10 protein-coding genes are annotated in these 12,145 nt (G+C 54.5%); 2 read left to right on the plus strand and 8 right to left on the minus strand.

Annotated elements, in window-relative coordinates; genetic code table 11:
- Positions 1 to 165: 165 nt before the first annotated feature.
- The 8 genes from L0Y14_RS15980 to L0Y14_RS16015 all read right to left on the minus strand — a co-directional run bounded on the left by L0Y14_RS15980 (position 166) and on the right by L0Y14_RS16015 (position 8,711).
- Positions 166 to 1,947, minus strand: coding sequence for an AAA family ATPase (locus L0Y14_RS15980; protein WP_240991707.1), 1,782 nt, complete (start codon positions 1,945 to 1,947; stop codon positions 166 to 168).
- A gap of 30 nt (positions 1,948 to 1,977) precedes the next feature.
- On the minus strand, positions 1,978 to 3,060 hold the full coding sequence (aroB, locus tag L0Y14_RS15985; RefSeq protein ID WP_006475436.1) for a 3-dehydroquinate synthase: 1,083 nt from the start codon (positions 3,058 to 3,060) through the stop codon (positions 1,978 to 1,980).
- A 34-nt stretch (positions 3,061 to 3,094) separates the two neighbouring features.
- Positions 3,095 to 3,616, minus strand: a complete 522-nt coding sequence (gene aroK / locus L0Y14_RS15990; protein ID WP_005958494.1) for a shikimate kinase AroK — start codon at positions 3,614 to 3,616, stop codon at positions 3,095 to 3,097.
- A gap of 101 nt (positions 3,617 to 3,717) precedes the next feature.
- A complete protein-coding gene (locus L0Y14_RS15995; protein WP_005958495.1) occupies positions 3,718 to 5,922 on the minus strand; it encodes a type IV pilus secretin PilQ in 2,205 nt (734 codons plus the stop codon).
- 17 nt (positions 5,923 to 5,939) lie between these two features.
- Complete coding sequence (locus tag L0Y14_RS16000; RefSeq protein ID WP_005958496.1) at positions 5,940 to 6,479, minus strand: pilus assembly protein PilP; 540 nt, start codon at positions 6,477 to 6,479, stop codon at positions 5,940 to 5,942.
- Positions 6,476 to 7,084, minus strand: coding sequence for a type IV pilus inner membrane component PilO (locus L0Y14_RS16005; RefSeq protein ID WP_005958497.1), 609 nt, complete (start codon positions 7,082 to 7,084; stop codon positions 6,476 to 6,478). The genes L0Y14_RS16000 and L0Y14_RS16005 overlap by 4 nt, the downstream gene beginning before the upstream one ends.
- Entirely contained in the window at positions 7,081 to 7,641 is a 561-nt protein-coding gene (locus L0Y14_RS16010; RefSeq protein ID WP_006475435.1) for a PilN domain-containing protein, read from the minus strand. Before L0Y14_RS16010 ends, L0Y14_RS16005 begins: the two co-directional genes overlap by 4 nt.
- On the minus strand, positions 7,641 to 8,711 hold the full coding sequence (locus tag L0Y14_RS16015) for a pilus assembly protein PilM (protein ID WP_039959384.1): 1,071 nt from the start codon (positions 8,709 to 8,711) through the stop codon (positions 7,641 to 7,643). Before L0Y14_RS16015 ends, L0Y14_RS16010 begins: the two co-directional genes overlap by 1 nt.
- A gap of 423 nt (positions 8,712 to 9,134) precedes the next feature.
- On the opposite strand from L0Y14_RS16015, the gene L0Y14_RS16020 reads away from it, so the two are divergent.
- A complete protein-coding gene (locus tag L0Y14_RS16020; protein ID WP_006475433.1) occupies positions 9,135 to 11,531 on the plus strand; it encodes a penicillin-binding protein 1A in 2,397 nt (798 codons plus the stop codon).
- 8 nt (positions 11,532 to 11,539) lie between these two features.
- Positions 11,540 to 12,145, plus strand: coding sequence for a hypothetical protein (locus L0Y14_RS16025; protein ID WP_006475432.1), 606 nt, complete (start codon positions 11,540 to 11,542; stop codon positions 12,143 to 12,145).

Genomic DNA, 12,145 nt, shown 5'->3' on the forward strand with positions numbered 1-12,145 from the left:
ACCTGCTGCACCGCAATATGGCGCGCACGAAACCGCGTAGCATATATGAGAAATGGAGCACAAGCCAGTGCTTGACAATCAGCAGCCTAACGGGAGGCTGTCCAGCTCCAGAATGAAGCAGGCATTCTGCTCTTAAGTGGCTGAAATATGGATGCTTTACCTCGTCTATCGAGGTGATTCAAGCATGCTCGATTGGATCGAACCCAGACCGCGAATCCAGAGCGTTTTTCGCCGCAGCGAGGCCGGAAGCTCGGCCTGAGCCGCCTTCGCGCTCTTCCTGTCAGGATAGACACCCCACAGCAGCACATGCCAGGGTTTGTTGTTACGACGCGACTCAAAATAGATCGCCCGCTCCTCCAGCCCATGACGCCGCACAAACTCCAGTAATGACTCAAGCCGACCGACACCCAGCATCTGGATCGCGTAGGCATCCGGCTTCTGGCTCTTGAGCCACGCATCGCGTCGAAACGGCTCAGAAGTCTGCGCTGGCGAGTCCCCTTTTTTGTCTTTTACACTGGCTGCCTCCAACAAGCCAGCCGCAGGCAGCAGCTCCAGCTCTTGCTTCACCTCCGCGACAACAGTCGGCGATTCACCGGCGGTTTCGACCTCCTCAGTCTCGGTGACAGCAGTCGCATCACTACTCTGCTCAGACTCAAACTCAGCAGCAGTTCGGGCTTCATCTTCACCGCCCACCTCAGGCGCGGCATCAACCGCCTGCTGGAGCAGCTCGGGATTTTCCTCCGGCTCAGATGCCGTCACCTCATCTACCATCACAGACTCATCGACTACAGCCACTTCATCGTCAGTCGACACTGGCTGCTGCTCTGATGGCACCTCAACCACCTCAACGGGCATTGACTCCGGTTCCGGTGATTCCGCATCGGCTGGCGCCTTCGCTTCGGGTATTTGCACAGACTCTGCTGGTGTGGCTGGCGCAGAGTCGATTTGCACTGGTGGAGACGCCGGAGCTTGCCCGGCCTCTACGTCAGACTGGTTCGCCAGCACCAAAGCAGGCTCCTGGCGCAGCACTTCAGCCGGGGTCTGTTTCGGCGCCGGGACAAGCTGGTCCAGTTCACCCAGCATCAGCATCTCTGACTCCACCGGCAACGTTTGCCGATCTGCACCACGCTTAATTACACCGGGGTCGATAAGACGATTGATCTGCTCTTGAAACAGCAGGACGCCACCTAACAATAAGACCACGACCGCAATCCCGGTGCGCTTGATCACCGCCATATTGCTAGCCTTAGACGAAGCCGCGCCCTCTTCTGCCTCCCCGAGCGCATCCAGAATCGAGGAAGCAAGAGCGCCGGGCCTGCCCCCCGTCTCCCGGTGGATTCGCTCAAGCAGTGCGTTATTCAACCCTAGCCGTGCCGGCAACTCCTCGGCACGGATAATAAACTCCATGAAGGCGCGGACATGCTCCAGAGAAATCACCGGCAGATCAATTACATGAAGTTTGTCGGTCGCCATTGCCCGAATTGGCGCGGCTGTCAGTATCGTATCGACCTGTGGATTACCAAACAGGACGAGACTGGCCTGAGGGCGGCCGTCAATCTGCTTCTCAAAGATTCGCATCAAGGTGATGATCGCAGAGTGGGGAAGCTCGTGAGCATCGTCAACAAGGATCACTGGCGTCACGCCCTGAGCGCGTAGCATCTGAAAGTGCTTGCTCAGCGCCTTTGACCACTGCTCCTCCTGCGCAATGCCGAAGCAACGGCAGATCGTCGAGATCACCACATCAGGCTGAGTCAGGGGCGTCGCATCGACGAGGCAAACCTGCCAGGACTCCGGAGCTTGCTTACGCAGCTGGGCAACGATGGCGCTTTTACCAACACCGGCTGCACCCCGCACGACAGGCAGCAACTCGCTGTTTTCAATCAGGTGTCGAAGCAGATCGAGGCGCTGCGCCAGCTCTGGAGTTGAGAAAAAATCACTACTGATCACCACTGCACACCTTTCAGGAGAGGCGGATTATTACTGATACGACTCCAACGTTTCCAGCAAAGACTGATGGTCAAAATCATCCGTAACAACTGATTGCCCAATTCCCTTCAGCAATACGAGACGGAGTCGCCCATCCAGTACCTTCTTGTCGACCGCCATCAGCTGCAGAAACCGATCCGGGCTGATCTCAGCGGGAGGCTGGATCGGCAGCCCAGCCCGCTCAATTAGACTGCAACAACGCTGCAGGTCATCTTCTGTTATCCAGCCCATCCTGTGTGAAAGATTGGCTGCCATGCTCATGCCCGCGGCCACTGCCTCACCATGCAGCCAGGCTCCGTAGCCCATCCCAGTCTCAATCGCATGACCAAATGTATGGCCAAAATTGAGCAGGGCGCGCTGACTAGATTCCCGCTCATCCGCCGCCACAACGTCTGCCTTGCAACGGCAGGAGACCTCGATAGCATGGGCGAGGGCGGCTGGCTCCCGGCTCAGGAGTCGATCCATATTCTGCTCAAGCCAACTAAAGAAGGCTGAATCGACAATCAGGCCATATTTGATCACCTCGGCGATGCCCGCCGCCAATTGGCGTTCATCCAGTGTGTTGAGTGTCGCAGTATCCGCCAACACCGCAAGCGGCTGATAGAAGGCACCGATCATGTTTTTCCCGAGCGCGTGATTCACACCGGTCTTACCACCAACAGATGAATCGACTTGGGAAAGCAGTGTTGTCGGAACCTGGATAAACGGAATCCCCCGCTGGTACGATGCCGCCGCAAACCCCATTATATCACCGATCACGCCACCCCCAAGTGCCACCAGCGTCGCCTTACGGGTAAAGCGATGTTCAAGCAGGCCGGTAAAGACCTTGTTCAGTGTCTCCAGAGTCTTATACTGCTCCCCATCAGGCAGGATGATCGTGGCCACATCATACCCAGACAATGCAGACAGGGTCTCATCAAGATAGAGCGGAGCAATGGTCTCATTCGTCACCACCATCACTTGCCTACCTGTAATATGGCGACGATAGAACTCTGCCTGGTGGTGGATCGCTTCTCCGATATAGATCGGGTAACTTCGTTCGCCAAGCTCAACAGTCAATGTATTTGTAGACATATGCAACTCTCACCAACCACCTAAATGATACTCATCAGTCAATCAACTCCAGGCGTTTACTGATCTCTCTCGCAACAGCCTGGGCATTCCGCTGCTCAGTTGCAATCACTATGTCCGCGGTCTGTCTATAGAGCGGGTCCCGTATCGCCATCAACTCCTGCAACTTGGCAAGGGGGTTTTCTGTCTGCAGCAGAGGACGACTTTTGTCTCTGCATGTCCTCTCAAACTGCTGTTCTGGCGAGCAGTAGAGGTAAACTACGAGACCCCGCGATGAAAGATTGCGCCGGTTCTCATCACGCAATACAGCACCTCCACCTGTCGCCAGGACAATCGAATCCTTACCGGTCAGTTCATCAATAACCACGGCCTCACGTTTGCGAAATCCTTCCTCACCTTCGAATTCGAAAATAGTGGGGATATCAACGCCGGTGCGCTTCTGGATCTCGAGATCCGAATCCAGAAAATCCATACCAAGCACTTCAGCTAACTGCCTGCCAACTGTGCTTTTGCCAGCCCCCATCGGGCCAATCAAAAAAAGACTTTGTCGCCTAGCCATTGAACTCAGATATATCCATTTGACGATGCGCCTGCAAAAGGTACTCTAAAACAGAAAAGGCGCGCCAAAAGGCGCGCCTGTATATTTAACGATCGATGTGCCTAGCGAATTCGAAGGGATTCCTTAAGAATCTTTGGCGTCACAAAGATCAGAAGCTCTCGGTTTTCATCCGTATTTTCTGTTTTTCGGAACAGAACTCCAACATAAGGCAGATCACCGAAAAGCGGAACCTGCTCCCGGTTCTGGGTCTTGGTTCGCTCAAATACGCCACCAAGAACAATCGTTTCTCCATTATCGACCAGCACAGTCGTCTCGATCTTACGAGTATCGAGTGGCGGCACACCCAATACAGAACGGGAGAAGTCCGGACTGTCCTTGTTTATCTCAAGATCCATACGAATTCTATCGTCGGGGGTTATATGAGGCGTGACGTCTAGCTTCAATACTGCCTCTTTAAAACTCACAGAGGTCGCACCACTTGATGTGGCTTCCTGATAAGGAATCTCTACGCCCTGTTTGATAGTTGCCTTATTCTGATCCGAAGTGATAACACGCGGGCTTGAGATTACCTCACCTTTGCCCTCCGACTGCATCGCAGAAAGCTCCAACTGCAATAAATAAGAACCCACTTTACCAACCAGGAAGTTGATGGCACCAGAGGGCGCTGTAGCCGGCAGGTTTACCATCAGCGCCTCATTTCCAGAGCCGGCGGGGATTTCAATACCGGCGGCAATCGGCTGGCCGGTAGTCGTTGTCATAAAAGTGCCCTTATCAATACCGAATGAGGAGATATGGCCAGGCATTCCACCAGCAATCAAGGCTTCATTACTACCCGCACTGGCACTGGTAGTTGCACCAAATCGCACACCCAACGCTTTGGTAAAGTCATTGTTGGCAATCACGATCCTGGACTCAATCAGAACCTGACGCACTGGAATGTCAAGCCTTTGCAGCAGTCGGCGAATATCTTCAAGCTTTGAAGCAGTATCCTGCACCAGTAGGGTATTGGTCCGCACATCTACTGTAACGTTACCGCGCTCAGACAGCAGACGATTCTCGGAGGATTTCAATAATGAAGCCAGATCAGCGGCCTTTGCATAGTTAACCTGGATAAATTCCGATCTCAGCGGGGCAAGCTCTTCTATCTTTTGCTGCGACTCCAGCTCCAACTGCTCACGCGCCGCAATCTCCTCAGTTGGCGCGACCATGATGACATTATCATTGCGCCGCATTGAGAGGCCCTTGGATTTGAGAATGATATCCAACGCCTGATCCCAAGGTACATTTTTCAGGCGAAGAGTGATCCGTCCACCAACAGTATCGCTAGTCACTAGATTGAGGCCGGTAAAGTCGGCCAATAACTGCAACACCGATCGCACTTCAATATCCTGAAAATTGAGCGATAGCCGATCTCCCGAATAGACTAACCGCTCTTTCTGCAAAGCTTCCTTTTCAGCTTTACTCAAAGGTCGCAATTCCACAGCAAATACATCATTTGCTTGATACGCCATGTATTCGTATTCGCCTGTTGTGGAGATCGAAACAATAACATTTTCCCCTCGCGGCCTTGTTTCAATCTTTGTCACTGGCGTCGCGAAATCAACCACATCCAGGGTTTGCACCAAGGATGACGGCACAGTCACACCAAAAAACTCCATCAATACCTGACCACCCTCTTCCCGCACATCAACTGCGATAGTAGGATCTGAAAACGTCACCAAAACGCGGCCCTCTCCATCTGTTCCGCGCCTAAAATCGATCTCCTCAATGCTATCGGCCTGTCCAGCTGCTTTAGCAGCTACTGCAGTCGCGACTTGAGGTTCTTCTGTGCCTTTCTCCGGTGACTCAACCAATCCCCGGTTGCCCGCATCCAAGGTCAACACCACATCCAAGCCATCTACCTTGAGAGTAAATGCTACTGTGCTGATCAGGTTGATCACCACCCGCGTTCTGTTTCCAGCCTCAAGGGCTGTGACACTTTGTACGGCTCCAACACCAATCGGCAATGTTTTATAGTCGAGCGCGCTACTTACTTCTGCAAAGTCCAAGGCGATTCGCGCCGGCGATTCGGTCGTAAAGCTGGCTGGCAACACAATCTTTTCGGAAAGTGACAACCTGAGCTGAAGCTGATCGCCGGGGAGTGCGGAGAAATCGATAGATTTCAGCTGATTATCTGCAAACGCAGTTACCGGAAGAATCCACAGGGTAAGCAATAGGTACAGGAACCACTTGGGCTTTATCCCTCGTGACGGCGTGTTGACGCCTTCTTCCAGTCCGCTCCTGATTGCCGCTGGCAAACCATTCATTTCATAAATCCTCTGGATTATTCCGTCAACGCAAGGGAGGCCAAGCGCTCACGATATCCGCCTAAACCATCCTGAACAATTTCCGTCAGGTCTATCTTCTCTTCCGAAATCACAGTCACCCGCCCATGATTCCGCCCCATGTAATTCCCAGCCCGCACCCTGTGAATCGTGCCTTCAGGCGTCTGCACCAAACCCCAAGTGGTTCCATCCTGCTCCAGAGTACCAACCATTCGAATCGAGTCGAGCGGGAAGTGTTCCAACTCCTCCTTACGTCGATTGAAGTTAGGCGAAACACCATCATCCACGGTAACCCGGTCAATCTCTGTCTGTTGGACCTCCGATGAAAAGGGATCACGTCGCCCCCCACTCTCATACAAGAAGGTATCAATCTGTTGCACTTCTGGCAGAGGATCTATACGGGGCGGTGTCGCTGACTTGGTATCAGCAACGAAGCGTTCCAGGTCATCAACACGGGACTCAGTACACCCTGCCATCATAAAAAGCGGCACCAGAACAAACCACCACTTTGAGCGCATAGTAGGAGAGGAGAGCATCATTGTTCCTCCTCCTCGTTCATATAGCGGTAGGTCTTAGCTGTTGCCTCCAATATCAGGCGGCCATCATCTGCCCCCGCTGTTCTCTTTTTCCGGTGCGAGATATTTACATTATGTATGGTGACAATTCGTGGCAGGGCAGCCAAACCACTTATAAAATCACCAAACTCATGATAATAACCATTCACCTTGATCTTGATTGGTAACTCTGCATAGAATTCTCGTGGCACCTCTCCTTGAGGCTTAAACAGTTCGAATTCCAGACCTGCTGCCAGCCCAGTCTGCGAAACATCGACCAACAGATCAGCAACCTCGGTTTTATTCGGCAACTGGCGCAACATGGCACCGAACGATTGCTTCATCTCTTCAAGCTGCTTTTTATAGGCATCAAGATTCGCCGCCTTCGATTGCTTCTCGACGAATTCATCACGCAACTTCAACTCTTTCTGTTCAACCTGTTTCAGCTTTTTGAGCTGCTTTTCAGTATCCACATAATATCCGACGGCCCCAACCAGCACGCACACGATCAATACCAGGATAAGCTTGACCACCATCGGCCATTGGCCAATGTTGTTAAAATCGAGTTCATTGAGCTCCTGTAGGTTCACTTGTCTTCCTCCCTATTTTGGGAGATCTGCTGCGCAACCAGCACAAAATGACTAAGACCAGTACCAGTCTCTTCTTTATTTTCGATCAAGTTAAGGTTGGGTTTGCCTAGCCATTGGGATGCCTCGATTTTGCGCATAAATGCAGAGACCCTGGCATTAGATTGCGCCCGCCCTGTAATCTTCACCCGTGTTCCCGACTGACTGACTTTGGTCAGATAGACCCCTTCCGGCAGAGTCGCAACCAACTCATCAAACAGATGGACTATCTGAGGCCGGCTACTTTGCAACTCTTGGATAATATTCATTCGTGCCAACAACCCCGCCTTTGTTCTGCCAAGGTCGCTGATCTCCTTGATCTGCTGCTCAACAACAGCAATCTCCCTCCCAAGGAAAGCGTTGCGGCTATCCTGAGCAGCAATCAAGCTCTGAATATGCATATGCAATGAGATGATGGCGATGACCGTCACCACAACAGCCGCCATCAGCATGAAACCAAACTCCCGCTGCCGTTTTTTGCGCTCCGCTTCACGCCACGGAAGTAGATTGATACGCGCCATTAATCGAAACTCCTCAGGGCTAGCCCACAAGCTATCATCAAGGCTGGAGCATCTGCGCTAAGCGCCTGTGGCTTCACTTTGGACGACACTGACATATTGGCAAATGGATTTGCCACCGAGGCAGGCGTGCTCAACTTCTCCTCGATCAACTCATCGACACCGGGAATCGATGAACTGCCACCTGCCAACACAATGTGTTCAACACTGCTGTAGGCACTGGATGAAAAGAAGAACTGGAGCGAACGACTCACCTGCTGCGCCATCGCCTCTTTAAATGGCTCCAGCACTTCGGGCACATAATTGTCCGGCAAACCACCCTGGCGCTTTGCCATTCCTGCCTCTTCCAATGAAAGCCCATACCGCCGTTGAATCTCTTCGGTAAGCTGCCGCCCCCCAAAATTCTGCTCACGTGTGTAGATGATCTTGTTGTTGTGCAGAACGTTGAGGGTAGTGGTGGTAGCGCCAATATCGGCCACGGCAATAGTCTGGTCAACCCCATGCTCAGGCAACTGGTCAACGAGTTGAGAACATGCATTCTCCATCGCATAGGCTTCAACATCGACGATTGCCGCCGTCAGCCCGGCCAACTCCAAGACAGCAACCCGATCGTCTACATTCTCACTGCGCGACGCCGCCAGTAGCACATCCATCAACTCCGGATTTTTTTCCGATGTTCCCAGCACCTCAAAGTCGATATTGACCTCCTCCAAGGGGTAAGGGATGTACTGATCAGCTTCCAGCTGGATCTGGCTCTCCAATTCCTGGTCTGACAGGGCGGCCGGCATAGAGATCACCTTGGTGATAACCGCCGACCCCGAGACGGCCACCGCCGCCTGCTTTGCCTTGGAAGCAGAACGCCGCAGCACAGCCTTGATCGCCTCTCCCACAGCGTCAACATCGGCGATGTTTTTTTCAACAACTGCATTTGGCGGCAAAGGCTCTACACCATAGGCCTCCACCCGGTACATGGCGCCACCACGGCCGGCATTCGAGGAAAGCTCCAACAATTTTACTGTCGTAGAGCTGATATCAATCCCAACCAGAGGTGGTTTTTTTCTACCGAAGAACATGCGGGTTTCCTGAAAAGCCTTCCCCAAGCCCCAAAACCGAGGAATCTCTTTAACTAGAGTAGTTAACTATATAGCAGCAAATGATTTTTTTGTGAAGCCGTTTTTTGCCAGCAACCACAAACCCTCTGCCAAGTTCTGTTAGTATATCGCTTCTCACAAACACTGGGATAATCTGAGCGAGAAACAGTGACCTGCGCCGCGGCAAAATAACCAACAGCATTTATTGGAACACGCAACTTTTCCGCGCAGCACGCGACTAACGGAGAGATCTTTGTCCTCAGTCATCCCCCTGATCGACCAAGAGCCCAATGGCTCGATCTACGAGCACTCCATTCTGGTCTCCCAGGACCCCTTTTTTCTGTGATGTAGCGCATGAAGCCACTGCATAAAATCGTAAAATTCATCCTTCTCCCGGCTCTCGTCATGTTTTTGCTGGGCCTGTCCGGTATCTACGGCACCTACCTTTATCTAAAGCCTGACCTGCCATCCATCGATGTTCTTAAAGACATCCATTTTCAGGTCCCGCTTCGAATCTACAGCAACGACAACAAACTGATTGCCGAATTCGGCGAGAAGCGTCGCCAGCCACTACAATATGACGAGGTACCAAAGCGCCTGATCCAGGCGATCCTGGCCGCCGAAGATGACCGCTTCTTCGAACATCCGGGTGTTGACTATCACGGCCTACTACGGGCCGCATTCCAGCTGTTGCTGACCGGAGAGCGCCGTCAGGGCGGCAGCACTATCACCATGCAGGTGGCGCGAAACTTCTTCCTAAGTCGAAAGAAGACCTTCACCCGTAAACTCAATGAGATCTTCCTCTCCCTCAAGATCGAAAACGAACTCAGCAAAGAGGAGATCCTGGCACTCTACCTCAATAAAATCTATCTGGGGCATCGTTCCTACGGCGTTGGCGCTGCCGCGCTGGTCTACTATGGACGACCGGTCAGCGAACTCACACTGGCGGAGATCGCCATGGTTGCAGGTCTGCCAAAGGCACCCTCAAAAAACAACCCCATCAGCAACCCCACGCGCTCAAAGCAGCGCCGCAACTATGTGCTCGGCAGGATGCGCAGCCTGGACTTCATCTCTGCTGAAGAGTATGAGGCGGCCCGCATCGCCCCGCTGAGCGCCTCCCTGCACCAGGCGCTCAGCGAGGTAGACGCACCCTACGTAGCCGAAATGGCCCGTGCCGAGGCGGTCGCCCGTTTTGGCAACCAGGCCTATACTGGCGGCTACCGCATCTTCACCACCATCGACAGCCGCCTCCAGCAGACCACCAACACGGCCCTGCGCAACAGCCTACTTGCCTACGATAAGCGCCACGGCTACCGCGGCGCGGAGGGCAATCGGACACTGCCACAGCCCTCCACCCCGGAAACCCTCGATCCACTGCTCGCAGAGCTCAAGCCGATCGCTCAACTCACCAGCGGCATAGTCACCGAAGTGCAGGAAAAATCCGCCACGGTCTACATCGGTAACGGCGACAGCATCACGCTTGAATGGCTAGGTCTCGCTTGGGCCGCTCCGTTCATCGACCAGGAAAGGGTCGGAAACGCACCAAAAAACGCCGCTGAGATCCTCAAACCCGGCGACCTGATCCGCGTTACGCGTGAACCGCAGCCAGAGGGCGAACCCATTTGGCGTCTGGCGCAAATCCCCCAAGTTGCCGGGGCCTTCATCTCCCTCAACCCCAACGACGGCGCGATCCAGACCCTCACCGGCGGCTACGACTTCTACTGGAGCAAGTTCAACCGGGCCACCCAGGCCAAACGCCAGCCCGGTTCTGGCTTCAAGGCATTCATCTACTCCGCCGCACTGGAAGCAGGCTACACTCCCGCCAGCCTGATCAACGACGCCCCGGTGGTATTTGAAGACCCGGCACTGGAGGCAGCCTGGCGACCGGAGAACTACAGCGGTCGATTTTTTGGCCCGACCCGGCTGCGCTATGCGCTGAAAAAATCCCGCAATCTCGTCTCGATACGGCTGCTGCGGTCGATGAACATCGAAACCACCCTCGACTACATCAGCCGTTTCGGCTTCAGTAAAAGCGAACTACCACACGACCTCTCCCTCGCCCTCGGCAGCGGCGCCATCAGCCCGTTGCAGATGGCTCAGGGCTATGCCGTGCTGGCCAATGGCGGTTATCGCATCACGCCATACCTGATAAAACGCATTGAAAACGACCGGAGCGAAACCCTTTTCAAAGCCGAACCCGAGATCGTCTGTGAGCCACCCGAGCAGACATCCAGCCCAACCGCCGCGGACAAAGCCGCTCCTCTCTACGCCACCGAGCCCCCCCCGCAACGCTGCGCTCAACGGGTCATCTCCGCGCAAAACTACTACCTGATGAACTCCATGATGCGCGATGTAATCCAGTCGGGCACCGCAACCCGCGCTAAGCAGCTCGGCCGCAGCGATCTGGCTGGCAAGACCGGCACCACCAACGACCAACGCGATGCTTGGTTCAACGGATTCCACCGCGACCTGGTTGCCATCGTCTGGGTCGGTTTCGATGACGTCCAGCCCCTCGGCCGGGGTGAAGTGGGGGGCAGAGCGGCGCTCCCGGCCTGGATCGACTTCATGCGGGTCGCCCTGGAAGGAAAACCGGAATCGTCTCTGGAGATGCCTCCCGGCATGGTCACCGTGCGTATCGATCCGGAGACCGGTGAGGCGGTGAGCGCGAGCCAGAAGAACGCAATCTTCGAGACCTTTCGCGAGCAATACGCGCCAACACCACCCAGCAGCGAAACAACTCCAAGCACCACCTCCAACCCCAACGGCGGCGACACATCAACATCCGAGGTCGATCCTTTCTAAAACAACAGATGAAGGCCGACAAACGTGAACTTCAGCGCCGCATCGCCTACGAAGCTGCGCGCATCCTGACTGAACAGCGCTCTGGGGATTACGCCTACGCCAGCCGCAAGGCGGCAAACCGTCTCGGCCTCAACGACCTACGACAGATGCCGCGAAGGGAGGAGATCGAAGAGGCGTTGCGCGAGCAGCAGCGGCTGTTTCTGGGTGAGCAACAGACCAGCGCGTTGCAGCAGCTTCAACGCGATGCCCTCGAAGCGATGCACGCTCTCAGCCGCTTTCTGCCGCTGCTGGTCGGCGCGGTGCAGGCCGGCACCGCAGACCGCAACTCAGCGATCCAGCTGCTGCTATTCGCCGACACTCCGGAAGAGGTGATCTTCGCCCTCTCCGACTTGAACATCCCCTGGCGTGATAGCGAACACCTGCTGCGGTTTGGCAACGGCCATCCCAAACCCATGCCCAGCTTCCGCTTTCGCGCCGGTGAGAGCGCCTTTGAACTGATCGTGCTGCCCCCGAAAGGACGCTACAGCCGACCACTCGAACCCGGCGGCGACCAGCCGATCAGAGGCATCAACCGTGATCAGCTCAGCGCACTGCTCAGTCAGACGCCGACCTGA

Origin of the sequence: Candidatus Endoriftia persephonae, assembly GCF_023733635.1 — a bacterium.
Lineage (GTDB): Bacteria > Pseudomonadota > Gammaproteobacteria > Chromatiales > Chromatiaceae > Endoriftia > Endoriftia persephonae.

What these genes read in the sequence shown, in the direction of transcription:
- aroB (WP_006475436.1), bottom strand. Translation starts at nt 3,060, where the DNA reads ATGTCTACAAATACATTGACTGTTGAGCTTGGCGAACGAAGTTACCCG.
- aroK (WP_005958494.1), bottom strand. Translation starts at nt 3,616, where the DNA reads ATGGCTAGGCGACAAAGTCTTTTTTTGATTGGCCCGATGGGGGCTGGC.
- L0Y14_RS15995 (WP_005958495.1), bottom strand. Translation starts at nt 5,922, where the DNA reads ATGAATGGTTTGCCAGCGGCAATCAGGAGCGGACTGGAAGAAGGCGTC.
- L0Y14_RS16000 (WP_005958496.1), bottom strand. Translation starts at nt 6,479, where the DNA reads ATGATGCTCTCCTCTCCTACTATGCGCTCAAAGTGGTGGTTTGTTCTG.
- L0Y14_RS16010 (WP_006475435.1), bottom strand. Translation starts at nt 7,641, where the DNA reads ATGGCGCGTATCAATCTACTTCCGTGGCGTGAAGCGGAGCGCAAAAAA.
- L0Y14_RS16015 (WP_039959384.1), bottom strand. Translation starts at nt 8,711, where the DNA reads ATGTTCTTCGGTAGAAAAAAACCACCTCTGGTTGGGATTGATATCAGC.
- L0Y14_RS16020 (WP_006475433.1), top strand. Translation starts at nt 9,135, where the DNA reads ATGTTTTTGCTGGGCCTGTCCGGTATCTACGGCACCTACCTTTATCTA.
- L0Y14_RS16025 (WP_006475432.1), top strand. Translation starts at nt 11,540, where the DNA reads ATGAAGGCCGACAAACGTGAACTTCAGCGCCGCATCGCCTACGAAGCT.